Source organism: Teredinibacter franksiae, from assembly GCF_014218805.1.
GTDB lineage: Bacteria > Pseudomonadota > Gammaproteobacteria > Pseudomonadales > Cellvibrionaceae > Teredinibacter > Teredinibacter franksiae.
In genome coordinates, this window is the sequence record NZ_JACJUV010000001.1 from 2,117,889 (window position 1) to 2,143,909 (window position 26,021).

A 26,021-nucleotide genomic window follows, 5' to 3' on the forward strand; every position below is an offset into this window, starting at 1 on the left:
CCTGTTATTTGCTTTTGACATTTACTTTGCCCGCGGCACCCGCCCGCGCTTCGCGGCGGTATGCCCAAAACATGATTAACGCTCCCATTACGATCATTGGGAAGGTTAAAAGCTGGCCTCGGGAGAAAAAGCCGAATAAATCGAAGCCAATATGCGCATCCGGCTCACGGTAAAATTCAATAAAGAAACGGAACACACCGTACATAATAAGAAACAGCGCGCCTACGGCCGCCCGCGGGCGTGGTTTGCGCGAGAACCAGAACACAATAACGAACAGTACTGCGCCTTCCAAAGCCGCCTGATACAGCTGCGAGGCGTGCCGTACCAATTGCTCTGGATCCTTCGGGAAAACCATACCGATGTCTGCCGTGGTTTCACGGCCCCACAATTCTTGGCCAATAAAGTTACCTAAACGGCCAAAACACAGCCCCAGGGGCGCCAGAGGTACGAGAAAATCCATTAGGTCGAGAAAGTTCACCTGTATTTTTCGCGCGTAGAGCAGCATCGCTGCAAGTACGCCCAATGCACCGCCGTGAAACGACATGCCGCCTTCCCATACCCGGAAAAGCCAAATGGGGTCTTCAAGAAACGCGCCGAAATTATAAAAGAACACATAACCGATACGGGCGCCCACCACCAAACCAACGGCACCATAGAAAATCATATCTTCCACTTGCCCGCGCTGCAGCGGCGTATGGGGTTTCCCGGCGCGGTACATACCCAGCCCCCAGGCGGCGGCAAAGCCAAATAAATACATCAACCCGTACCAATGAACATCGGGAAGGGAGAATGTTTTGCCAAAAACAGTGTGTGTACCGAGCGATATCGCTACAGGATCAATTTCGGGATAGGTCAGCATGTAGTCGTCACTTAAATTTTTGAATAGCGTGGCGGGTGGGCGGGCAGATCATACCAGACGTGCAAGTAAATTTGCGACAGCAAACAAGGTGGGAATTATTCCGCGCCAATCGGGCGAACAATACGGGTAAGCTGAGTACGCCGGAAGGTGGCATCGAGACAACGGTGAATAGACTCGGTATCGGGTAGCTGCATAACCTCTTCTAGCAGATCCTCGGCCTGCTGCAGGGTTACGCTACGAATCACCGATTTCACTTTAAGCAGGTTGGTGGCACTCATCGACAACACATCGTAGCCCATTGCCATTAGCAACATAGCGGCACCGGGCTCACCCGCTAGCTCACCGCAAATACTCACCGGCACTCCCTGGCTATGGGAGTCCTTCACTATTTGCTGCAATGCTCGCAGCACGGCGGGGTGCATCGAATGATAAAGGTCGGCAACCCGAGGGTTATTGCGGTCTACCGCTAGCAAGTACTGGGTAAGGTCGTTACTACCGACCGACAGAAAATCGACCCGCGCAGCAAAATCCCGCACCTGATAAACCGCACCGGGCACTTCGATCATCACCCCCAAAGGCGGCATTTCAATATTGTGGCCCTCCTCAAGCAGCTCATCAAAAGCGCGGTACAACAGCATTTGTGCGATTTCCAGTTCGCTGATATTGCTCACCATCGGCAACATAATACGCAAATTGCCCAGACCTTCACTGGCCTTGAGCATGGCTCGAATTTGTACCAAAAATATTTCGGGGTGATCAAGCGTTACGCGGATACCACGCCAACCCAAAAACGGGTTTTCCTCCTCTATCGGGAAGTAGGGCAGTGATTTATCTCCGCCAACATCCAGTGTACGCATGGTAACCGTATGGGGAGCGAAGGCCGCCAACTGGTCGCGATAGGTTTGACGCTGCTCCTCCTCACTGGGAAAACGGTCGCGCAGCATAAAAGGGATTTCGGTTCGGTACAGCCCCACGCCCTCTGCACCACGCTCCAAGGAAATCATCGCATCGGCGATAAGCCCGGTATTAACCCACAGTGCAACGCGGTGGTGATCTATGGTTTCACAGGGTAAATCTTTAAGTACATTCAACCCGGCGGTGAGCTGAACATCCTCTTCTGCAATCGCCCTGTACTGCTGTAACAGCTCTTCACTGGGGTCGCTGTATACGCTGCCACGGTAACCATCAACAATTAGCTCTCGCCCGTCTAACCGCGTAAAAGGTAAGTCCACGGCCCCCATAACCGTTGGAATGCCAATTGACCGGGCCAAAATAGCAATGTGTGAATTACTGGAACCGCGTATGGAGACAATGCCCGCCAACTTGCCTGAAGGCACTTCCGCCAGCATCGACGCCGTAAGGTCTTCGCCCACCAGAATAGTTTTATCGGGGTAGATCAATTCTTTCTGCGATGACTCCTGCAGATTGGCCAGCACCCTACTGCCCAAATCGCGCACATCGGAAGCCCGCTCGCGAAGGTAGGGGTCGTGCATACTGGAGAAAATTTTGACATGCTCCTGAATCACTTCGCTCCAGGCATAGGGCGCTGCCAACCCGCTTTTAATACGCTCTATAACTTCTCCGCCCAACGCCGTATCGTCGAGCATGCCGATATAGGCATCAAAGAGCACGCGCTCTTCCTTATTTAGACGATCTTCCAGCTCGGACGCAAGACGCTTAATATCCTCTCGTACCGCAGACAAGCCCTGCTGGAAAAACACCAGCTCTTCCTCAATAGCGTCGCACGTTTGGTAGGGCACCGAATTTAAGTCGGCAACAGGCGACACCACCACACACTTGCCAATAGCCACCCCAGGGGCGCCCGCCACACCCATAAACCGCGCTTCTGTTTTTTGCCCAATGGTGCGCAGCACACCCGTTGCCTCGGCATGGGCAATCACCCCCGCCAACTGTGCCGACATGGTGACCAGAAAAGCTTCTTCGCCTTCATCGAATTTGCGTCTTGCGCGCTGCTGAATAACCAAAACACCAAGGATTTGGCGCTGGTGGATAATGGGTACACCCAAAAATGAACTGAAGCGCTCTTCGCCCGTCTCGGGAAAATATTGAAATTTGGGATGCGATTCGGCGTCGTCGAGGTTTAGCGGCTCCTCTCTCACTGCCACATAACCGACAAGGCCCTCATTCAATTCCAGCTTAACCTGCCCTATCGCATCTTTATGCAGGCCCTCGGTAGCCATCAATACAAAATTACGGCTGACCTGCTGGCGCAGGTAAACTGAACACACTTCCGTGCTCATTGCATCGCGAACACGACTGACAATAATGTCCAGAACAGACTGTAAGTCTGCGGCGCCATTGACCTCCTGAACAATACTGCGCAGCGAATTCAGCATGCAGCGGTCTCCTGGGCACTCTGAATCAAGCGATTATGCGCCGGAGCCAGCTCTTTGAGGGCGCGGCGATAAACTTCGCGCTTAAACGTCACCACTTTAGACAACGGATACCAATAGCTAGCCCAACGCCAGTCATCAAATTCGGGGGGGCCACCAGTATTGAGTACCACCGCACTCTCGGGTGAATTGAGTTTTAATAGAAACCACTTCTGTTTTTGGCCTACACACAAGGGCTCTTTCTGACGAACCAAACGTTGCGGTAGCCGATAACGCAGCCAACCCTGAGTGACGGCCACAATGTCGACGTCGGAAGCAACTAGCCCCACCTCTTCTTGCAGTTCGCGGTATAGGGCTTGCTCGGGAGATTCACTTGCTTTTATCCCACCCTGAGGGAACTGCCAGGCATCCTGACCGCCGACACGCCGCGCCCATAAAACATTACCACTGCCGTTTGCCAGCACAATGCCAACATTTGCGCGAAAGCCATCGCTATCGATCACAGGAAACCTCCCTTTTAGAAAATCTGGTGTGAATTTTGTTGTTATAATCGCGGCCTATTGTTTCACAAAGAGGCATTTAAGGCATCTCTGGTTCCGTGGCGCCTCATTCACCTTAAATTGCCCTTCCCGCCGCACCCACTCGATTTATTCGGAGCACCCCCTTGAGTTTAGCAATATTTGACTTGGACAATACGCTGATTGCGGGCGACAGCGATCACGCCTGGGGAGAATTCATCATCGCCGAAGGCATAGTGGACGGCGAAGCATTTAAAACCGCCAACGATAAGTTCTACAGCGACTACGAGAATGGTACTTTAGACATCCACGCCTATCTGCGCTTTGCCCTCGCGCCGCTAACCCGTTTCAGCATGGCCGAACTGGGGCAATTGCATCAACGCTTCTTCGAGCGCGTAATAAAACCCATGCTGCTGCCCAAAGCCGAGGCTTTAATCACGGAACATCGTGAGAAAGGCGATAGAATACTGGTTATTACCGCTACCAACCGATTTGTAACAGAACCTATAGTGCAAGCGCTGGGTATCAGCGAGATTCTCGCCAGTGAAGGTGAAATTGTTGGCAACCGCTACACCGGAGAACCCGCCGGTATACCCTGTTTCCAGCACGGCAAAGTGACACGGTTAAACAGTTGGCTAGAGCAGCAATGCGCCTCTCTCGACGGCAGCTGGTTCTATAGCGACTCGGCCAACGACCTACCATTACTGGAGGTGGTTGATCACCCCGTCGCCGTTGACCCAGACTCACGTCTGAGGCAAACAGCCATAAAACGTGGCTGGCCAATCATCAGCCTGCGCTAACACATTGGCAGCCACACGGGCATTCAGGACATATTTGAGATATTTCTATGGAACAGCGAATACACCTCGCCCTGCTAATAACCGCCCTACTGGCTATGCTCGCAGGATGTGACAGCCAAAAGCCCGACGCCCCCAGCGCCGTAAAACCAGAGCCGGTGAGCGCCCACTACAGAGAAGCCGAAGACGCCAGTAAACAGCTCTGGCTATTAGGCCTTAACGCACTAGGCGACATTCGCACAAGCGACCAAGCGCTGCACGCAGCCATAGCTGAGCTGATTGCCAACCCCACAGAAGAGAGCCTTGTCGCCGCTCGCTCATCATGGCGCGCCTCAGAAGAGGTATACCAAAAGTTTTATTTTTTTACCCAGTTCGGCGTAACTGAGCCTGAAATTTTCGCACCCATAGCCAGGGCAAACTTCGCAATAGCCGCCCACCCCATTCAACCCGGCTACCTCGATTACTTTGGCCCCTACCCCTATTCTGGTCTAGTACACGACATTAGCGTGACCCTGAATGCCGAAAACCTGATAAACCAACACGGTATGACCGACCCCGAAGATGTTGTGCTCGGTCTCTACGCCATCGAGTTCATGCTCTTTGGCGAGAAGGGTGCAAGGCCCATTGACGACTACAAAAAAACATCAACATTAACGCTGGAACAAAAGCAACGAGGCTTTAAATCAATAGAAGAAACGCCCAACAATCGCAGGCGAGAACTACTGCAATTGCAGAGCACACTGCTAATTGACGGCGTTAATACCTTGATTGAAGAATGGCAAAGTCAAAAAGCCACGGCCGTTTTTCCGCGCTGGCAAACCCTGCCCGACAGCGCACGCCGATTAACCGTTCGCAAAACTTTTGAACGTTCACTCACCAAGCTTCTGCTGCAAACGGCGTCGGCCTCATCCCCCAGCGAAGATGGAAAGGCGGCAAATAGAATTGATCCGGCACTACTGGCCATCAGTATCGCATCACTGCAGGCCGCCTACCCCTGGCTAGAGCCCGACTCACGTAAAACCATCAAAGACAATCTTCAATCGGCACACGCACAATTGAGCGCCACCGAAAGAGCACCCGACACCCTACAACAGGGCTACCGTGCGTTAAAAATGGCCATGGACACCTACCTAAACCACAACAGCTAAACCGCAACAGCTAAACCGCAACAGCAAAACCCACATTTCACGCCAACTTCTGAGGCAAGCCGCTAATCACCAGCTAGACTGAAACAGTGAAACCCCGCACGCTGATTCGATCCACAGGTTACGCATGTCCACAGAACTCACCCAGGAACAAATCTTAAAAATCCTTCAGGGAATCGCCATTCCACCGCAACCTCAGGTGCTGGTTGATCTACAAATGGAGCAGTGCAAGCCCGACTACAGCATTACCGAAATCGCACGCTTAATCAGCCAGGATGTCGGGCTTTCCGGCAGTATTCTAAAAACCGTCAACTCACCTTTGTACAAGCACTCGAATACCATTACCTCCATTTCTCAGGCGGTAAACCTGCTCGGTGCAAACAGCGTGATAAACCTGATGAACGCGCTGTCTATCAAGGGTGCGCTTTCCGATGACGACATTATTGCCATGGGCCGTTTCTGGGATTCCGCCATGGATATAGCCCTCACGGCGTCATTTATCGCCAAACAAATTGGCGTGCCCAATTCCGAAGAGGTCTATACCCTGGGGCTCTTCCATAACTGCGGTATCCCACTACTAATGTCTCGCTTTGATCACTATCAAGACGTTTTAGTACAAGCCTACGCCGCCACAGAAAAAGATATTACGGAAGTCGAAAACGAGCTTATCAGTACCAACCACGCCGTAGTCGGTTATTACGTTGGTAAATCATGGAACCTCCCGGCGCACCTCTGCGAAGCCATCCATGAACACCACGGGATTATGAAAACATTCGCCGATGACAAAGCCAACAGCCGTAAAAAAACGCTGTTGGCCATTATCAAAATGGCCGAACACATCTGCGGTAATTACAAAATTCTCGGCCAGCAGCAAGTGGATCACGAATGGGAACGCATTGTCGATACCGTGCTCATTTATACCGGCATTAGCGAATACGAGTACGCCAACCTCGAAGCGCAAATTACCGAGCTTGGCCTTGGCGTCAAAAACTACTATTGAGGGCGCCCCTATCAATTATTTTTTCCTCTCAGTCTGGCCGCCCAATTGCTTTTACGCTTGCGTAACCTAGACTCAATTAAATTGTTGTGCCTTTTTAAACAGCTATAACAACAACAGCCGTAACAACAAAGGAAAAACCGAGGGTACCCCGTTGCTCAATATGCTTCGCCATTTATCAATACGAACAAAAATACTCCTAATTCCTATAGTCGGTGCGCTGGGGTTTTTTACCTATTTGTTTGTCAGCATTTACCTGGTGAACAACTCGCTAGAAATTCTTGAGGGCGCACGCGACAAACAATACCCCCTTCTGCGTATGACCGAAGCAAATATAGGAAGGGTGAACGATATTCAGGAGGCTCTCGCTTATGCGGTTTCTTCAGCCGAAATGGAGGTGCTTGACTCCGTCAAAAAGTTTTCCACCGACTTTACTGGCGACATTAATAAATCACGTGCCATAGAACCCTCCCTTGACAGCGAACTAAACAACATTCAAACGGTATTCGACAACTATTTTTCCGCTGCCTACGGTATCTCCGAAGGCATGATTGACGGCTCAATCAATTTTTCCGCGGTGGGCGAACGCAGTAAAAAAATGACCGACTCACTACAACAGTTGCAAAATCTTCTGCAGCAGTTTTACCAGGCGCGTTCCGAAACTTTTGATCAGGCGTTTCTAAACTTCGAATCTCAAGCTCAAAGCATGTTTTCCATCGGTGCCATTCTTGGGGTAAGTATCAGCCTGGTGCTCATCATTATCGGCGTTGTGATTAGCAGCATGATAAAAAACAGCATCGACCGGCTGATTCATAGCCTTAAAACCATCGCCGAGGACAACGGTGACTTAACCATTCGCCTAAAAACACGCAATCACGATGAAATTGGCGAGTTGGTAAAATGGTTCAACTCTTTTATGGACAAGCTGCAATCGGTTATGCAGAAAATCGTCGAAACGGCACCGCCACTGGCAAACCTATCAACCGACGTTAACAGCTTATCCAGCGACATGCGGCAAACCCTAGTCAAACAAAACGACAGCGTCAGTGAATCTAAAAACAATATTGAGCTCATGAGCCACAATGTTGCCACCATCGCACAGAACGCCGCCGAAGCGGCTTCGGCGGCACGTATCGCCGATGAAGAAGCCAGCAAAGGCCAAACAATTGTTGGTGATACCGTTAAGAGCATTCAGCATTTGTCCAACAGTATCGGCGAAGCCTCCAACGTTATTGCAAAACTAAAAGAAGACACCACCAGTGTGAATGTAGTGCTCGCGGTCATCAAAGGCATTGCCGAGCAAACCAACCTTCTTGCCCTCAACGCGGCTATCGAAGCGGCACGAGCAGGCGAACAAGGTCGAGGTTTTGCTGTAGTAGCTGACGAAGTTCGAGGCCTCGCCTCACGCACCCAAGAATCCACCGAAGAAATAAACACCATTCTCGCACAACTACATACGGCTTCTACCGCCGCCGTTGGCACCATGGAAGAGAGCACCGTCGCCGTAGAAAAATCGGTTACAGAAGCCAACTTAGCCGGCGTAAGCCTGCAGGCCATTACCGACACCGTAAATACCATTAATGCTATGAACGAACAAATCGCCAGCGCCACCGATGAACAACAAAATATTTCCAATCAGCTGGTCGGTGAAGCCGAACGCATACAAGAGCAAACAGAAAACACCTCAAACTCCGCTATTCGCCTGCAAGATGTAAGCGAGAAATTGAATTCTTTGGCTTCGAATTTGGAGCACATCACTCGGCAATTCCGGGTGTAAGTTTTTAAACAATTCACAAAGCTTTTAAACAAGTAACCAAGTATGAGGTTGATCAATCATGAAGAAACACCGTCGACTGGCCTTTGTCTGTCTAGCGGGAAGCTTATGTGCTTCATCTTACGCAGATTTAAATATGAACGGATTCGCCACCATGGCCGGAGGTATGACATTTTCCGATGAGGAGAGTCTTGATGGCTATGATAACTATCTTAGTTTTACCGAAAATTCGTTACTCGGCATACAAATTAAGGCAGATCTAGGCGATAAACTCACTGCCACAGCGCAGATAATTTCTAAAGGCAGCGAAAATTGGAACGCAAAGTTTGAGTGGGCCTATATCGGTTACGAAGCATCAGACAACATTAAAATTTTACTCGGTCGCCAACGCGCCCCCTACTACAACTATTCCGATTATCTGGATGTAAGTTACGCCTACCATTGGATCACACCACCCGAAAGCGTGTACAACTTACCGTTCGATACCACCAACGGTGTGGGAGCCGTAATTACCAACGAGCTAGGCCCGTTCGAATCTACACTGCACTTTGTGTATGGAGCACACGAAAATACTATTAACGTGCAAGGCGAAGAAGCGCTCACCGAAGTAGGTGCGCAAATATCAGCGGCCTGGAATCTTAACTGGGAGTGGCTCTCACTGCGTTTTGGCTATTCTGAAGCGGATAGACTGAAACTGCATATTCAGCAAATGGAAGCACTTGCGGCTGGCTGGGCTGAAGCTGGTTTCGATCAGTTTGTGCCCATTATCTCTACTTCCGACGACGATAATAGCGGCTCGTTTCTCGACCTAGGTTTTACCGTAGACTACGAAAACTGGCTGATCAATGCCGAGTATACTGAGCTCAGCCTAACTGGAGTTCCCCTCTCCGACACCCGCAGCGCCTGGTACACCTCCGTAGGCTATCGCTTTGGCAACGTAATGCCGCACTTTACCTTCGGTAAAGACGATGAAACACCTATAGATGACTCGTTCCTCGACGATGTACCTCTAGGAATAGATCCAGGTTTGGATGGGTTAGTTGCAGTCACCTCAGAATTGATCAACAGCGCTACCAATGAAGCGGAATATTACATACTGGGCGTACGCTGGGATTTCCATGGCTCGGCAGCATTTAAATTGGATTACAAATACCAAACCAATAAGCTAACCGACGATACCGACAATCTTCTGCGCTTCGCCGTCGTAACCGTTTTTTAAGGAGAACTAAAATGACAATAGTAAAAATTGCTCTCCGTTTGCTTTTTATTCCAGTGCTCTTTTGCGCTGCCACAGTAATAGCGGACACTGCCGTTATTATCCACCCTTCAAATGCCTCCGCACTGGATAAAGATACGGTAAAAAAAATATTTTTAGGTAAAACGAAATCCTTCCCTAGTGGTGGAACAGCCGTGCCAATCAATCAAAAAGATGGCGATGCAACACGCGCTGGGTTCGACCAGAATGTTCTAGGGAAGTCCTCCAGTCAGATTAAAGCCTACTGGTCAAAGCTGGTATTTACCGGCAAGGGAACGCCCCCTAAAGAAGTGGAGAACGACGCAGAAATAAAAGCCCTAGTGGCCAACAACCCCAACATTATTGGATACATCGACGCCACCCAAGTAGATGACAGTGTGAAGGTTGTATTTTCGTTTTAAAGCGTAATATGAACCGCAATTAATCTGCGCAAAAAAAGGTTGTGATGGTAGATATCACAACCTTTTTTACTCGTGAAACCAAACCTAATCAGTCGTCGGCTTCAATCGACTCTTTGTAGCCATCTGCATCTAGCGCAGTATCCAATTCAGACACCTCGGAAGGCTTCACCTTAAAAAACCAGCCTTCATCATAAGGTGACTCGTTAACCGTTTCCGGCGCATCTTCCAAAGCTTCATTAACCGCAACAACTTCACCTGTTACTGGAGAATAAATATCGGAGGCCGCCTTAACAGACTCAACAACCCCTGCCTCTTCACCCGCATTCACCTGAGTACCCACCTCGGGCGCCTCTACAAATACCACATCGCCCAACTCTTCCTGGGCGTGGTCGGTAATACCGATGACCACCGTGCCATCCTCCTCAACCCGCGCCCACTCGTGGCTGGCCATATATTTCAACTCGGATCGAATTTCACTCATGCTGGTTTCCTTCACTAAGCTCTAGATTTAATGGCCGCCATTTTACAGGCTAATAGAAAGCGATTAAACAACCTTACGGCCATTACGTACAAAACACGGCTTCACCACCGTAACCGCAAGCGCTCGCTTGCGCACCTCCACAACAGCATTCTCGCTAAAATTCATGGGCACACGCGCCAAAGCAATAGAGTGGCCTAGGGTGGGCGAAAAAGTACCGCTGGTAACAATACCCTGAAGCTTTACGCCATGCTCATCCTCTCCAGTAACCACCTGCCCTTCACGCAGCACACCTTTGCCGTGTAATAACAGGCCCACTAACTTTGCCCGCACACCGGTAGCCTTCTCTTGCTCCAGCTTTTCACGGCCAATAAAATTGCGGCTCTCTGGCGGCCATGCCACTGTCCAACCCATATTGGCAACCAACGGCGAAGTTTGCTCATCCATTTCATGACCGTAAAGGTTCATACCGGCTTCCAACCTAAGAGTATCGCGCGCGCCAAGGCCGCAGGGCTTCACCCCCACATCCGCCAACGCCTGCCAGAAGGCGGGGGCATCTGAATTGGGCAGCATAATTTCATAACCCTCTTCACCGGTATACCCCGTGCGCGCCACAAACCATTCAGCACGGCCCGGCTCAGCCAGAAAAGCGCCCTGAAAAAGCCCAAGCCCCTCTATTAAGGCAGGCTCCAAAAGGCCATGTACACGCTCACGAGCTTGCGGGCCCTGAACAGCTATCATCGCCAGCTCGTGGCGCTCACAAATGCTTACCTCGAACGCAGCCGAATGCTGCGCCAACCAAGCGAGATCTTTCTCGCGGGTAGCGCAATTCACCACTAGGCGATAACCGAAGCTCATCAGGTAGACGATTAAGTCATCGATAACTCCGCCCTCAGGGTTGAGCATGGCCGTATAAAGTGCCTTACCCGGCTGCTGCAACTTGCCTACATCGTTGGCCAACAAATACTGTAAAAACGACTTAGCCCCGCCGCCTTCAACATCGACGATGGTCATATGGGAAACATCAAACATGCCCGCCGCTTCCCGCACCGCCGTGTGCTCTTCGATTTGAGAGCCGTAATTTACCGGCATATTCCAACCACCAAAGTCGACCAGCTTGCCACTCATCTGTCGGTGCACATTTACCAGAGATGTTTCTTTTAGCATCACGCTGTAACCTCAAAAAATTTTGCCTCATTTTACCCGTTTTAGATCAATCATTTTGGCTTAATGAATGATTTTGTTAGTGTAGCCATTTTCATCCACACATATTGATGGCTAAAATGGCACCAACGGCTAAGAAAAGAAGGACTTTATGATAGTTGTACCCACAGAAAAGCAATTCGACTGGCGCCATGCGCCAGTGGTATTGTTCTCAATCGTATTACTGAACGTAATGGTCTTCGTTTTTTATCAAAGTGGTGATACCGAAAAACTCTACACGGCGGTTGGCACCTACCTCGAAACCGACTACCTGCCACAGGAATGGCCGCTGTTTGAGCAATACATTGCAGACCACGAAGGTGCAACCAGAGCCAGCGAATTAGCCGAACTCTACACCGCTGGCGAACATCAACCACTGGCCATGGCCATACTGCAGAACCCAGGGTTTTACCAACACCTAACCACCGCCGCCGGAACCACCTTCAGGCGAGACTTTTATGAAGATTGGCAGTACGAGCGGCCACAAATACAAGCCGCATTTAATGAAATTAGCTGGATCGCCCACGGCCTAATCGCCAGCGACTTCAAAATATCCGCACTGTTTACCTCCCAGTTCCTGCACGGCGGCGTCATGCACCTGCTGGGTAACATGTTTTTTCTGGTTATCTGTGGTTTCGCCGTAGAAGCCGCCATAGGTCACTGGCGTTTCCTGCTGTTTTACCTCGTATGCGGTGTGGCTGCCGGTATGGCCCAAGTAATGCGCGACTGGACTAGCACCACCCCACTGGTGGGCGCATCGGGCGCTATATCCGGGGTTATGGCTATGTACCTGGCGGTATTTCGGCTACGAAAAATTGAATTTTTTTATTGGATCTTCTTTTTTGTCGGCTATTTTCGCGCACCCGCGTTGGTAATATTGCCCGTTTATGTCGGTAAAGAACTCTTTAGCTATTACACCAACCCCGACTCCAACGTTGCCTTCCTCGCCCATGCCGGTGGGTTTATTGCCGGGGGAATTCTAATCGGTTTATCTCTCTTACTTGACAAAAAAACGGTAAACGAAACCTACATTGAAAGCGACCAGAGCACAGTAGATGAATCTAGGCTAGCGCTGGCAGACATTTATAAAGCGCTCGAAAAATACAATTTCGGCGAAACCTACAAACGTGTTAACCAGGCTATAAAAGACCACGGTGAAACTTTCGAGCTGGCGATAATTCGCTACAACCTACTCAAAATTAACCGAGGCAAGGGTTTCGCCCAAAGCGTGCTACGCCTATGGCAACTGGGCAAATTATCGACTCAGGAAGTAGAACGCTTGCAAACACTTTGGCAGGAGCACCCCGAACTACATGGCAACCTAAAAGATGAGTACGCCGTAAACCTGGGCATGAAATTCGCCTCACTGCAAAACCCAGCAGCCGCAGAACAAGTTTTCGATTTGCTTTTACAGCGCGGCAACAAAAGCCAAGAGCTTTTTGTTTTTGCGAAAAAACTGTCACAAACGTTTGCTCAAAATGGTTACAAAAAAAAGCAAGCTAAATACGACAATTTTATTCAACAGTTTGTAAGCGGGGGCCACAATGGCGCACTGTAAATACCACCCTCTACAAGCCGCCACATACGAGTGCCCGCGCTGTACCCTTAGCCATTGTGATCAATGCGCCGGCAATCAAGACCGCCACGGCAATACACTATGCCATTTCTGCGAATCAAAAATGGACAGCCTAGGAACCGGCGCTGCGGCGGAGCCTTTTTGGCGCCATCTTCAAGAGGCGTTTCGCTACCCCCTTAACTGGGAGGCGCTACCGGTTATTATTACCGTCGCAGTTGTAACCTCGTTGTTGTCGGCATTTCCACTGGTGTGGATATTTACCCTACTGGTATACCTCGCGTTAACGGGGGCGTTATTCAAATATGCATTTCGCTGCTTGGAGCGAACGGCGGCGGGAGAAATGAGCGCCCCCTCTGCGGGTGATGCTTACACCGGCGGCTTAAGCCTATTATTGAAACTTATTTTAATTAGTATAATTGCCGGTGGCAGCCTAACACTGGCGGCCGTCTTTATAGGCCCTACCGTAGCGGGAATATTGGGTACCTTGTTCGTTATTAGCTTACCTGCCGTATTAATTCAATTCGCACAAACCGAAAATATTATCGACGCCCTAAACCCGTTAAATGCTCTTCGCTTAATCACCACCATTGGCTTGTCCTACGGGCTTCTTATTGCCTTTATAATGATCATGACAGGTTCGGTAAGTGTGATTAACGAACTCATAGGCGACCGATTTTCTTTCCTTAGCATGAGCTTGCAATCGATTATTTCCAACTACTACACCATTGTAGTATTTCACATTATGGGTTACATGCTGTTCCAATATCAGGACAAACTAGGCTACTCCGCACGCGCCGACAACCTAGATGATCAACGCGATGACCTCAGCATTCTCAACGCTAAAATTGATATAAACCTAAAAGAAGGCAACTACGAAACCGTTGTTACACTCTTTGAAAAAGGAATAAAAGTATTTCCGGCCGACAACACCCTTGCGCAAAATTTTTTCGAATTTTCATTTAATGCCAAACGCCCCGCACTTGTCGAAACCAGTCTAAATCATTACCTGAACATACTGACCAAAAACCGAGAGTTCGACAAACTCAATGTTGCCTACACCAAGGCCCGACAAATAAACCCCAACCTAATCCCCTCAAACCCACAGGTACGCCTGCAACTGGCGGTAGTCTACCAAGCCAAAGGCGAAGCCAAAATCGCCGTTAAATTACTTAACGGCATCGCCAAGGCGCATCCGCAATTTGCCGAACTAGACAGCGTATTTACCACCATGGCAAAAGCATTCGACGACCTGCACATGCAACCGCAGGCCGAAAAGTGTCGGGCGCAAGCGCAAAAGCTACAAAAGAAAAAACAACCGCAAACCCCAGAACAGGCACCGGAACAAGCACCCGCACCCGCACCCGCATTAGAACGATTTGCGGTACGAGACGTTTCCACCATAGAACCACCACCGCAAAACATCGCTAGCCCCGCCGCCGAGCCAACCGCCCTAGCCGAAGAAAAACCCGAAGAGTTACCCCCAATTGAGTTTAAATAGGCACTTCTACTAACGGCCAACGGCGCAATAAGGCTTGCCAGGCAGAAGCTAAAATCAATTAATAGAGGTGCCCTAAAGAAGCGGCTGTGGTACAACAGCCGCCCAATTAATTACCTACACGTGCTTAATGCACACAGCCCTATGCCTTCATTCGCCAACAAGCTACTCGCCTGGTACGACAAACACGGGCGTAAAAACCTGCCCTGGCAAACACCCATACACCCTTACCGGGTATGGCTTTCGGAAATAATGCTACAGCAGACCCAGGTAGACACCGTTATTCCATACTTCACCCGCTTTGTAGAGCGCTTCCCCACCCTTAAGCAACTTGCCGCCGCCGAGCAAGATGAAGTGCTACACCTATGGACCGGGCTCGGCTACTACGCCCGCGCCAGAAACCTGCACAAATGCGCTCAAATAGTTATGGAGCAATACAACGGCGAACTGCCTGCCGATATTGAAGCCCTACAATCACTGCCCGGTATTGGCCGCTCTACCGCAGCGGCCATTACCAGCATTGCCTTCGAGCAGGCCACCGCCATACTCGACGGTAACGTAAAACGCGTACTCGCTCGCCAGCACACCGTAGAAGGGTGGCCCGGCAAACCCGCCGTGCTCAACAAACTATGGCAACACGCCGAAACCCATATGCCCGCCAACCGCTGCCGCGACTACACCCAAGCGATAATGGACCTAGGCGCAACACTCTGCGTACGCAGCCGCCCGCAGTGCGATAGCTGCCCAATAAAGGCAAGCTGCAAAGCCCACGCAGCAGGAAACCCACAGAACTACCCAGGGAAAAAACCCAAAAAAACCCTGCCCGTAAAACAAGTACAAATGCTTATGGTGCGCAACCCGCAGGGTGACATACTGCTAGAGCAGCGGCCGCCAACCGGTATTTGGGGAGGCCTGTGGAGCCTGCCCGAAGTACACGTTGATGAACAGCCTACAGCCAAAATTGCAGGCGTTACAGGCGAAGTAAGTGCTCACACAAGCTGGGAAGAAGTCCGTCATACCTTCAGCCACTACCACCTCGACATAACCCCCGTACTGATCGACATACACAAACCAATTCCGGGTATTATGGAAAGCAATAAACAGCTCTGGTATAACCTTAAGCAACCACCCGAACTTGGCCTAGCAGCCCCGGTAAAAAAGCTACTGGAACGCCTAGGCTCACTTACCCAGGACAACTAAACATGGCGCGCACCGTATTCTGCCGAAAAAACCAGCAAGAACTAGAAGGCCTAACGGCTCCCCCGCTTCCCGGGCCCAAAGGCTTAGATATTTTTGAAAATGTATCGAAAAAAGCCTGGCAGGAATGGCTAAGCCATCAAACCCTGCTAATAAATGAAAAACAGCTGAACCTAATGGACCTTACCGCCCGAGCCTACCTCGGAGAACAGATGGCCAAATTCTTGAGCGGCGAAAGCTACGATCAAGCCGATGGCTATGTGGCACCCGAAAAGAGCGACAACCAAACCTAAAACTAGGTAATAATTTCGCCCACAACCCCTTGACTAGATCCGCCGGGGAAGGTTTAATACGCGGCCTTCGCAGCCACACAATGGTAGCGAACAAAATTTGCCCAGATAGCTCAGTCGGTAGAGCAGGGGATTGAAAATCCCCGTGTCCCTGGTTCGATTCCGGGTCTGGGCACCATAAATAGAGCTCCGCATTTTCGGGGCTTTTTTTATGCCTGCTCGCAGAAGAACCAGAACCTCTTCGCTCGCGTAGCAATGAGCCTCGAGCGCTGACAAACAGCCCTAAGGCTGTTTGAATACTTACACCGACCTGCTGCAACGTACAAACCTTATAGAACGCTAACCCAGGCAGTTCCGCCTCTTGCGCTGCAATAAAAGTCTTACATATACAATTTTACTTCCGGATACCCCAGCACTTTATATTTCATTAATATAAATAAACTGCACCAGAGTTTGTATCCCTTATCATGGCGTGATCTCCACCAACACCACTACTTTCACCATCTTCATGGGGTGCGCTGACCACAAGAGTATGGCCAGAATCACTTAGACTAACTGCGCGACCAAACCTCATATAGGCATGAGAGTTTTTCGATTTAATGTAAGCCGTTTCTGAAATACCACTCTCTGTATGCTCAAAAAGATATACCGCCCCAGAGAACTCCTCAAAATTAGAAGACTTGTCGCCGTAAAAACCAACACCTTCGCCATCTTCAGCTGGGGCTCCTACTGCCAATAAAGTGCCGTCACCATTAAAGCTCACCGCCTCTCCAAAACGATCCGAGCCTTCGCCATTCGAAGCGTTAAGAACTTCAACCAAACTCCAACTCTCTCCCTTACGCGTATAAACGTAAACCACTCCCGAAAAATTGTTTCCCCTATGCACACCAACTGCTAGGTTGTTTCCATCAGAACTCAGGCTAAGCTGTTGGCCAAACAACCCAAACTCAACCGGGTTTGTTGGCTCTAGATACACTTGCTCAGCCCATACCCCGCCGCTGTGGGTATAAATATAAACCGCTCCTGCACTATCAACATCGGTATCACCTCCAACACCCAGGATTGTTTTATGCGGGCCAGCCATTACAAGGGTGTTGCCATCAGCGCTAAGCTTCACCTCACTGCCAAAACCACCAGATGCTTCGGTGCTAACAATTTGCTGAAAGCTCCAAGAATCCCCTTCACGCTTAAAAAGATGCACCTCGCCATTCGGGCTTCCAACAGCCAAGGTTTCGCCAGCCGCGTCCAACGATACAGAAATTCCAAAATTGAGAAGGTAGCTGGGAAGCGGAGCCTTTGTAGATTTGATGTAGGCCTGTTGAGCCCATTTGCCGTTCGTGCGAGAAAACACATAAACTGCACCCGTCGCTACACCGGAGTTATCACTCTGGTCACCATTAATGCTTGTTGCATTACTCTCTTCTCCTGGCGCGCCAACGGCCAGAATGGAGCCATCTGCACTTAAATCGATTGCAGAACCAAACCTGTCCCAAGCTTGCGTATTACTCGCTTTTACGTAAGCCTGTTGCTGCCATTCGCCCGCAGTATTGTCGTAGAGGTAAACGGCTCCCGCCTGATCCTGGGAGTTGTCGCTTTGTTCACCATCAATACCCGTTGCATTGCTCTGCTCCAGTAGTGTCGCCACAGCAAGTGTATTGCCATCACCGCTAACTCTAACTGTCTGGCCGAATTGATCCGCGCTATCAGGATTACTCGCTTTGATATAGCCTGTTCCCTCTAGCAGCATACTGTTATCGATGCTCAGGGTATTTCGGTCGAAGCAAGTAGCTCCTTCGCATACTTGCAGCAGGTAACGCGCATTAAATCTCATATGCAAGGGCACTGTGTGCTTATAAAAGCCTACTCCTGGCTCTATGTCCGTAGCTATCTGCTCAAAGCCAGAAATTCCATCCGGGTTTTCAAAGAGTTTGTAATGTGTTGCTCCTGGTGTATCACCCCAAGAAAAACCCAGCGTTTTAAACGAGGCTTCTTGTAGAACTAGGTAAGAGCCACGAGCGAAGCTCGCGGTTATAGTACAGTCTTCGGAAATTACAGATGCCGAGTACTCCAAACCGTCAAGAGTCCCACCACATCCAGTTACTTCGTCCACTATGTAACCTGCATCCGGCGCAAGCGTCAGTCCAAAACCGCCGGCTACGGTCAACTGATCTGTCGCCGTCTCAAACACCCCATTCTCACCCACCTCAAGGTTGAGCAGATAGAAGCCTTCAACCACAAAACGCGCAGTAAAAGTACAGTCTTCTGTAACTGATGGAAGCGTATATGTGTTACCGGCCAAGCTACCATTGCAACCGTCTACCGGCCCTAACCTGTAACCCTCCGAAGGATTGAGCAAGAATGAAGTACTTCTCCCCCGCTCTACTGCCACCGTAGCTGGACTTGTCGTTCCACTACCCTCGGTTTCTGAGCTGATAGTGTAACTTTGTATTTGGGGCTGACTGCTGTTTCCACCGCCTCCATCACCCTGACCGCCTCCACCGCCGCAAGACACTGTGAAAAATAGGACAGCCAATACAATCAATAATTTTTCTAGAACTATAAGCACGTACTTACCTCTTACTCTTTGCTTGTCGAACCTCATCACGCCTCACCACCCTCGTCTCTATCAGCGTTGTAATATATCGCATTTTTACATTTAAATTGTCACTCGCGAGATCATGTTCCGGTATCAAGCGCATGAACTTAAAGTGATATGCAAAACTTTCCAATTTGCCACGGAACACGAGGACACCCACTCACCGATCTCCGAAATTTTTATTCGCATACCGACAAACTCACCAACTTAGGTGAGATGGCGGATTTTTTGGAAACAAATATGACAGCTTACCCAAGTCCGCGTGCAACTTTTTGTTATATTTTTTAATGGATTCTCGCATGACTAAACCTATCTCGCCCACTCCAATATTCACATTCTGGACAAAATTCACCAATAGGATAATCTATACCTTCTTCGTGCGGACACCCAATAATGCCATCCATCATACCTACTGTATTCGCGTGATTCTCTTCGATAAAAATCAATATTTCACCCATAGTTTTCTCCGACTTTCTAATATCTGATATTGAAAACCATTTTTTTATGGGACCGGCTTCAGCGCCATCATGGGGAATTATGGCGCAAACTACTTTTGAAGCCTTAATATTATTTGGCCCATAGAAAGCTATAGTTGCTATAGGGTAGCCTTTATCGCCTTTCCTAATTTTTTTAGTTAATAACTTTTTATTATTACCTTGAGACATACGATTTTACCGGACTAAAATAATGTAGAGGCACACGAGGATAGGCACACGTAGGCACACGAGGACACCCACTCGCCATTGACATCATACCGAACATCATCTACGACAATTAACTGTTTATATAAACAGCTAAAGAACACCTATGACGACGGCACGGAAGCATCAAGTCTCTATCAGTGACACACCCTATTATCACGTTATGTCCCGCTGTGTTCGCCGCTCCTACCTGTGTGGTACAGATATTCATACCGGGCAATGCTACGAACACCGGCGCGAATGGATTGCAGAGCGTATTCGCTTACTCTCCACCATTTTTGCTATCGATATCTGCAGTTACGCCGTAATGAGTAACCACTACCATATCGTAATCAAAATTGATGCCCAGGCACCGCAAAGCTGGAGCTTCGACGAAATTATTCAACGCTGGCTATGCTTGTACAAAGGCCCTTTTTTGGTACAAAAATATCAAAAAGGCGAAACCTTAGATGCCGCAGAACAACGCGTACTCGAAGATACTGTAGAAGATTGGCGTACACGCCTTGGCAGCTTAAGCGCGTTTATGCAGCAACTAAATCAAGTCATCGCACGCCAAGCGAACCAAGAAGAACGCTGCACTGGCCGATTCTGGGAGGGGCGATTTAAATCTCAAGCCTTATTGACCGAGGAGGCACTGTTAACCGCTATGGCCTACGTGGATTTAAACCCCATACGCGCAAAAATGGCCGAGTCACCCGAAACTTCTGAACACGCCAGCGTTCAAGAGCGAATAAACCCTCGCTTTGAACTGAAACAAGCTTTAACCCACAATCCGGATATCAACCCTCACCACTTCAGCCGCTTTTCCGTTAAAGAATTAGCCGCTTTTGAGGGGAATATTCGGTCCGACATACAACACGGCGTATTATTCGATATCAAAGATTACCTCACGTTAGTGGATACGACTGGCCGTATTCAGCGTAAAAATAAGCGTGGTTACATCGCCAGTGAATCTCTACCCATTCTACAACGGCTAGGCATCGACGCTAACGACTGGCTGGATAACACGCAGAAATTTGAAGCGATCTTCTATAAAAAATTCCATTATAGGCGGCGAGATAAAAACGTCGCTTAGTCCTTTAGTAAACTCACTGCAATTAAAGCGAGCTCACGCTAGCCAGGCTCTGCCGATGGTTTAATCAGCGTGATTCGTGCTCGTACGCGCCACTCTTACAGTATTCACACTTATTACCTCAATATTTAGATCTTACGTATTTCGCCCAGTGGGTTTTTCACAAATTCTCTGCCAGTGGGTGTCCCTTTAATCTTCTCGACGCTGACGACTGGGTGGATAACACGCAGAAATTTGAAGCGATCTTCTATAAAAAATTCCATTATAGGCGGCGAGATAAAAACGTCGCTTAGTCCTTTAGTAAACTCACTGCAATTAAAGCGAGCTCACGTTAGCCAGGCTCTGCCGATGGTTTAATCAGCGTGATTCGTGCTCGTACGCGCCACTCTTACAGTATTCACACTTATTACCTTAATATTTAGATCTTACGCATTTCGCCCAGTGGGTTTTTCACAAATTCTCTGCCAGTGGGTGTCCCTTTAATCTTGTGGGTGTCCCTTTAATCTTTACAATGGCATCGATCAAAATTCTCTGCCAGTGGGTGTCCCTTTAATCTTCCTTTAATCTTCTTTCTTCCATCAAAATTCTCTGCCAGTGGGTGTCCCTTTATCTTCCTCCTTTAATCTTCCTCTCTTTACTACGGTTTTAACGCTATTTTATTGGCGGGATATTGAAAAGCATAAGACATTTTTACTTGTAAGGGACGCTCGTGTTGAAAAACGAGCGTCCTCTGTATTCCTCACCTATTGTTCACAAGAATCCATACTTGCAGCCGGGCCGCTGCATACAGTGGTGGTCCTTTTTTCCCTTGGTAGTACCGCCCCGCCTCGTAAACACTACTCGAATACTATATCGTCAATGTAAACCGATACCCCTTCATTAGAAGGATACCCAAGGTGAAAAGAAAGAACTGCTTCGGTTTCATCAGCCTCGAAGCTCACATTGTCGAAGCTTATATTCGTCCAAACTCCCGCGCTGATCGTTGTCTCGTTCACAACCTTATACGCATGGTCGAATTCGGCAGGTAATTGTACTCCTGTCTTAACGGTAGCATCGCCGCCTTCTGCGTATAACCAAAAAGATACACTATAGGTTTTGCCTGTTTCAACGGGAATAGCTTCATGATCCACCAATGCGTGCCAAGCTTCAGGAACAGGTGCCGTCAAGCTGTTCACATCGATTTTTAAAGAATGGCCTCCTGTACGTACCTGACCTTGCGCGGCGGTCACGATGCTAAAATCTGCACTCGCCGTTTGCAGATACCAAGACCAACGTGAGGCCGGATCCCCCTGAGTATGCGCTTGCAAGGTTTCATCCCACCCCCGAATGGCGTTCGTCGGTAATGCGTCTTCAAAACCTGGGTTATCGATTAAGCCTTTGGCTTGTGCCGATTCCCAGCGAACATTATCCAAAAGGAATTCAACACCCTGCTGCTCACCAGCCGTAGGCATAATTTTTAGGGCTGTGTTCACATTAGAGAGATCCAGGCCAGCTGCTACAAACTCGTCGAGCGAAACACGAATATTACTCCACACGTTTAACGGCGGCCGACCGATCGACAACACCCCACCGGTACAAGGCCATACACAGTCGAGACCAATCAACAAACTATTCACTGACTGGCCATAACTTTGCGGGAAAATGTCAAAGGTGACAGCCCCCTCTGCATAGGAAGAAAAATCATAGGGGGAATTAAAACGTTCAATGATAAAAAAGTTACCGTCAAGCTGCTTATTAAATTTGACTCTCAGCACGCGTTCGTGACTGGGATCACTGGTACTTTCCTCTTGCCAAGTAATATGGCTGTCTGCACCCGCCATATTGTAATTTCCCGCAAGGTTATCCCAGGCAACAAAGGCATCCCAGCGGCCAATCTTATTTTTGTAATACACAAAATGCTCGATTTGGGTGTCGGCATTATCACCAACACCATCAACATCGGAATCCAATGCTTCTGTTCCGTCGAGGGGTAACTGGTCGTGCTCATCAGAAACGCCGTCGCCATCGTCATCTCTATCAGTATTATTACCTAAGTCATCACTATCGGTATCCAGGTATTCGCTATCATCAAACGGAAGTTGGTCATCAATATCAATTACGCCATCGTTGTCGTCATCCGTATCTGCAGTATTGCCAATTCCATCATTGTCGGTATCAAGACTTTCACTTGCATCCAGCGGAAATGGATCAAGGCTGTCAACAACACCGTCGCCATCGTCATCCAGATCGGTACTATTGCCTATACCGTCGCCGTCGGTATCGACAGAATCGCTCGCGTCCAAAGGCAGTTGATCCTTATCATCGGTTACACCATCATTATCGTCATCGTTGTCGGCATTGTTGCCTACACCGTCCCCATCGGTATCCAGTTGCTCGCTGGCGTCTTTTGGGAAAGCATCTGCACTATCTTCGGCCCCATCATTATCGTCATCTGAATCCAAAGCATCACTGATTCCATCAGCATCAAAATCGGGTACCGGTGAGCTCGTGGGATTGGGAATCGAGTTCGTACCGCCTTCACTACCCCCGCCGCCGCAACCTGCCAGCAGCAGAACCAAAAAAAACCAGTAATTAATTGATATCTTGAACATATTGTCGCCCTTATCTAGGTTATTATTCTAGGAAACCATGTATACACGCGCCAATTATATATAAACCCAAAATGCAAAGTCCACAGCACCGGCTCAAGGGGAGGCTTTAGCCACTAAGCATAAACGAGCGATAAATGTGACTTTATACGGCTTGGGAAGCCCTTGTAAAACTCTGTAAAGCCTTCCGTGCAAGAAGCTACAGAATTCAGCCGCTTAAACTGCAAGGGTAGCGTGCTTGGCTGCAACGCCTGGGTAAATTGTTGAGAACACACCAGGCAGGGCTTAGATCTTAAGCAAGCGTAATTTTGCTTAGAAACATAAAGACAAACGTTCTATAAAGGATTCATGGGCGTATTTGGTTTTGCCTTGGCAACTACGCAGGCAACAATAATCATTTATCTCACATTAACCGCGTGGCATTTTACGAAGAAGACCTCCGAATAAATAACTCTAATTACTAGTCTATACACACGAATTCAGTTAAACGGCGACTAATTGCTTTCATCGACGACAGTAACATCGGTTACGCATTCTACAAAAAATATCAAAGCGCTTTCCACAAACTACCTGGAACACCTCCTTATCCAAAATCGCCGCTACAGGTAGCGGCTATACTTCGCACAAAAAAATCGATTTACTCAGGATAGCTTTTTGTGTGCCAAAAGTTGTCCGTAAGACTCGTATTTTTTTCCTGTGTGCTCCAGAATGATGTGGAGTTTTCGAGTGTGCTGTGTACTTTTCTTTCTGAAATAAAAGGATCTGTGATGAAAAATGCTGTTAAATTATTGTGTACTGCACTGTTATTGCTATCAACCTTCAATGCCTTAGCGGGTGGTAAAACCTGGGCAGGCAACCATTCGGCTGCAACAGTCGATGATTTTCTTAGCGATTTACAAGGCACCTTTGCTATTGGCCATCGCGGTTTTGGTAGTAACCTGGGAGAAAACCCTGATAAACCCATTGAGAATACGATTGCTGCTGTTGTTGCTGCTTATGAAAGTGGTGTAAGTATTGTTGAAGTGGATGTCTCTATAACAGCAGATGGTAAAGCTGTTGTAATGCATGATGATTATCTAGCAGACCTTACTTGCGTAAACGCGCTAAGTTATGAGGAGTTACGAACGGTAAGGCCCGAGATACCGACATTAAAGGCCTTACTAAAAACGGCCAAACCTTATGCACGCAAATATAAGGGCTCTCATCGCCAAGCAAAGCGGCAGTTTAAAAAAACAGGGGGTAAACTTAAGGGAAGTGACCTTGCTCAGGGGCTAGTGATGATAGAGATTAAAACGCCTTCACCACTATGCGATGCAACGGACAGCACAGAGAATGCTTTAACCCACGCTGTAATCAAAGCTGTGCGGCAATCTCGTACTCACAAGCAAGTAATAATCGAAAGCTTTTCACCGGCTATTTTGAATAAAATTGCGAATGTAGCCCCCGAGATACCTCTCAATTTAACCATGACAGCACTCCAGTTTTTAAGCGAAGCACAAATAGAAGCGGCAACGGGTTTGCCCGTAGTGTTAATCGATAAAGATGCTGGTTATAGTTTACAGTGGGCTGAAACAGGCCCTTTTTATCGCTTACCCGGTTATGAATCTGTTGAGCAATATCTTGTAACTGCCTATTTCGCCGGCGTAAGCTTAATCGCGCTGGATTGGGCATTCCTCGCTCAAGCCGACCAACTCCAGCCCGGCGCCGCTGCAGCCCTGGTTGCGCAGGCAAAGCAACTGGGCTTTGTCGTTACTGGCTATGTCGCAGATACCGAGCAACAGTGGCAGATGTTTGAGATGTGGGGCGTGGAAGGTATTTTTACTAGCAACGTACCGCTAGGCGCAGCCCTGCAAACACGCTAGTGCCAGCTATAGGCTTACTGGGCTAGCATATAGTCTAGCCCTGTAAATTGAAGCGAGAGGCCGAAACAGGGGCTCAGCCAGTTAAAGCGGAGAACCGCGTAGTTTGCAGAAAGCTCATTGGTAAAACCAGGCGATGGCAGTAGTTGTCCATCGCTTGAAAAAACACCGCTACACGTTTCTACAACCTTATTCGCTATCACCACCTAGTTTCCCAAGCCGTTCATGTGGTTCATAAACGAACCAAATGCACACATGGCCAATGCTGAAGATCACTGTAGAGGTCGCTTTTTGGATGACCGCCTTACAATACAGACACTATTGGATGAAAAGGCTTTAGCGGCCTGTATGGCCTATGTCGACTTAAGCCCTGTACGGACTAAAATGGCTAAAACTACGGAGAAATTCGAACACACATCGATGAAAAGACAAATCGACAAGCTGAAAACCGAATAACCTGAGGCCTTGAAACTGGCTGAATTAGTCGGCAACCCTAGAGAGAAAGCCTAACTTTCCACCAGCAGGGTTATGTAACGCTGGTTGATATTACCGGAAGAGCTATTCGTGAAAACAAGCGGGACTTTATTGACAACAACCTCCCACCCATATTGGACAGCCTAGCCGTCTGCCCCCAGAGAGTGGCTTGAGCGTAGGCCTACCCTCTCCAATGGCGAAGCGCTTCCTAATTAAGCCATCGTTTTATCCCGCCCTCTACGTACTCTATTGCATCAGGGTACTTCCGCTGGTCTTCATCTTAACTTTATTCTGTTAAATTGAGCATCCCTAAGCACATGTTCGCTCAAACCAATTCTTACTGAATTTGACTTTTTCTCTCTGAAGAAATATTCATTCTTTCCCTAAATTGG

Annotated in this window: 21 protein-coding genes and 1 tRNA gene; 14 read left to right on the forward strand and 8 right to left on the reverse strand. The window is 48.8% G+C overall.

What is annotated here, in order from left to right; all coding sequences use genetic code 11:
* Positions 1–4: 4 nt before the first annotated feature.
* The 3 genes from lgt to H5336_RS08725 form a co-directional block, all read right to left on the reverse strand.
* Positions 5–859: a prolipoprotein diacylglyceryl transferase gene (gene lgt, locus H5336_RS08715; RefSeq protein WP_185233348.1), complete on the reverse strand. Its 855-nt coding sequence runs from the start codon at positions 857–859 to the stop codon at positions 5–7.
* Positions 860–954: 95 nt separating this feature from the next.
* Positions 955–3,216, reverse strand: a complete 2,262-nt coding sequence (ptsP, locus tag H5336_RS08720) for a phosphoenolpyruvate--protein phosphotransferase (protein ID WP_185233350.1) — start codon at positions 3,214–3,216, stop codon at positions 955–957.
* Positions 3,210–3,716, reverse strand: a complete 507-nt coding sequence (locus tag H5336_RS08725; RefSeq protein ID WP_185233352.1) for an RNA pyrophosphohydrolase — start codon at positions 3,714–3,716, stop codon at positions 3,210–3,212. The genes ptsP and H5336_RS08725 overlap by 7 nt, the downstream gene beginning before the upstream one ends.
* Positions 3,717–3,877: 161 nt before the next feature.
* Here H5336_RS08725 and H5336_RS08730 point away from each other — a divergent pair, with 161 nt between their 5' ends.
* The 6 genes from H5336_RS08730 to H5336_RS08755 all read left to right on the forward strand — a co-directional run bounded on the left by H5336_RS08730 (position 3,878) and on the right by H5336_RS08755 (position 10,100).
* Positions 3,878–4,531: a histidinol-phosphatase gene (locus H5336_RS08730; RefSeq protein ID WP_185233354.1), complete on the forward strand. Its 654-nt coding sequence runs from the start codon at positions 3,878–3,880 to the stop codon at positions 4,529–4,531.
* 47 nt (positions 4,532–4,578) lie between these two features.
* Complete coding sequence (locus H5336_RS08735) at positions 4,579–5,676, forward strand: imelysin family protein (RefSeq protein WP_185233356.1); 1,098 nt, start codon at positions 4,579–4,581, stop codon at positions 5,674–5,676.
* A gap of 124 nt (positions 5,677–5,800) precedes the next feature.
* Entirely contained in the window at positions 5,801–6,673 is an 873-nt protein-coding gene (locus H5336_RS08740; RefSeq protein WP_185233357.1) for an HDOD domain-containing protein, read from the forward strand.
* 256 nt (positions 6,674–6,929) lie between these two features.
* Positions 6,930–8,447: a methyl-accepting chemotaxis protein gene (locus H5336_RS08745; protein WP_313556700.1), complete on the forward strand. Its 1,518-nt coding sequence runs from the start codon at positions 6,930–6,932 to the stop codon at positions 8,445–8,447.
* A 58-nt stretch (positions 8,448–8,505) separates the two neighbouring features.
* Positions 8,506–9,663: a porin gene (locus H5336_RS08750; RefSeq protein ID WP_185233361.1), complete on the forward strand. Its 1,158-nt coding sequence runs from the start codon at positions 8,506–8,508 to the stop codon at positions 9,661–9,663.
* Between the two features lie 11 nt (positions 9,664–9,674).
* Positions 9,675–10,100 carry a type 2 periplasmic-binding domain-containing protein gene (locus tag H5336_RS08755; protein WP_185233363.1) on the forward strand — a complete coding sequence of 142 codons (426 nt, stop codon included), beginning with the start codon at positions 9,675–9,677 and terminating at the stop codon, positions 10,098–10,100.
* 88 nt (positions 10,101–10,188) lie between these two features.
* On the opposite strand, the gene gcvH is transcribed toward H5336_RS08755, so the two are convergent.
* Positions 10,189–10,581, reverse strand: a complete 393-nt coding sequence (gcvH, locus tag H5336_RS08760; protein ID WP_185233365.1) for a glycine cleavage system protein GcvH — start codon at positions 10,579–10,581, stop codon at positions 10,189–10,191.
* 63 nt (positions 10,582–10,644) lie between these two features.
* Entirely contained in the window at positions 10,645–11,745 is a 1,101-nt protein-coding gene (gene gcvT / locus H5336_RS08765) for a glycine cleavage system aminomethyltransferase GcvT (protein WP_185233367.1), read from the reverse strand.
* A 148-nt stretch (positions 11,746–11,893) separates the two neighbouring features.
* On the opposite strand from gcvT, the gene H5336_RS08770 reads away from it, so the two are divergent.
* The 5 genes from H5336_RS08770 to H5336_RS08790 all read left to right on the forward strand — a co-directional run bounded on the left by H5336_RS08770 (position 11,894) and on the right by H5336_RS08790 (position 16,517).
* Positions 11,894–13,339 (forward strand): rhomboid family intramembrane serine protease, encoded by a 1,446-nt coding sequence (locus H5336_RS08770; protein WP_185233369.1) that lies wholly within the window; start codon positions 11,894–11,896, stop codon positions 13,337–13,339.
* Positions 13,326–14,855, forward strand: coding sequence for a tetratricopeptide repeat protein (locus tag H5336_RS08775; protein ID WP_185233371.1), 1,530 nt, complete (start codon positions 13,326–13,328; stop codon positions 14,853–14,855). Before H5336_RS08770 ends, H5336_RS08775 begins: the two co-directional genes overlap by 14 nt.
* Before the next feature lie 141 nt (positions 14,856–14,996).
* Entirely contained in the window at positions 14,997–16,052 is a 1,056-nt protein-coding gene (gene mutY, locus H5336_RS08780; RefSeq protein ID WP_185233373.1) for an A/G-specific adenine glycosylase, read from the forward strand.
* Between the two features lie 2 nt (positions 16,053–16,054).
* Entirely contained in the window at positions 16,055–16,342 is a 288-nt protein-coding gene (locus H5336_RS08785) for an oxidative damage protection protein (protein ID WP_185233375.1), read from the forward strand.
* A 99-nt stretch (positions 16,343–16,441) separates the two neighbouring features.
* A tRNA-Phe gene (locus tag H5336_RS08790) sits at positions 16,442–16,517 on the forward strand.
* Positions 16,518–16,766: 249 nt separating this feature from the next.
* On the opposite strand, the gene H5336_RS23620 is transcribed toward H5336_RS08790, so the two are convergent.
* Together H5336_RS23620 and H5336_RS08800 are read right to left on the reverse strand one after the other, a co-directional pair.
* Positions 16,767–18,905 carry an FG-GAP repeat protein gene (locus H5336_RS23620; protein ID WP_185233377.1) on the reverse strand — a complete coding sequence of 713 codons (2,139 nt, stop codon included), beginning with the start codon at positions 18,903–18,905 and terminating at the stop codon, positions 16,767–16,769.
* 314 nt (positions 18,906–19,219) lie between these two features.
* Complete coding sequence (locus tag H5336_RS08800) at positions 19,220–19,600, reverse strand: hypothetical protein (protein WP_185233379.1); 381 nt, start codon at positions 19,598–19,600, stop codon at positions 19,220–19,222.
* A 142-nt stretch (positions 19,601–19,742) separates the two neighbouring features.
* Between H5336_RS08800 and H5336_RS08805 the strand changes: the two genes are divergently transcribed.
* On the forward strand, positions 19,743–20,711 hold the full coding sequence (locus tag H5336_RS08805) for a transposase (protein ID WP_185233381.1): 969 nt from the start codon (positions 19,743–19,745) through the stop codon (positions 20,709–20,711).
* 833 nt (positions 20,712–21,544) lie between these two features.
* Here the strand turns inward: H5336_RS08805 and H5336_RS08810 are convergent.
* Positions 21,545–23,299 (reverse strand): carbohydrate binding domain-containing protein, encoded by a 1,755-nt coding sequence (locus H5336_RS08810; RefSeq protein ID WP_185233383.1) that lies wholly within the window; start codon positions 23,297–23,299, stop codon positions 21,545–21,547.
* A 764-nt stretch (positions 23,300–24,063) separates the two neighbouring features.
* On the opposite strand from H5336_RS08810, the gene H5336_RS08815 reads away from it, so the two are divergent.
* A complete protein-coding gene (locus H5336_RS08815) occupies positions 24,064–25,158 on the forward strand; it encodes a glycerophosphodiester phosphodiesterase (RefSeq protein ID WP_185233385.1) in 1,095 nt (364 codons plus the stop codon).
* A 252-nt stretch (positions 25,159–25,410) separates the two neighbouring features.
* A complete protein-coding gene (locus H5336_RS22975) occupies positions 25,411–25,611 on the forward strand; it encodes a hypothetical protein (protein WP_246439062.1) in 201 nt (66 codons plus the stop codon).
* Positions 25,612–26,021: the final 410 nt, after the last annotated feature.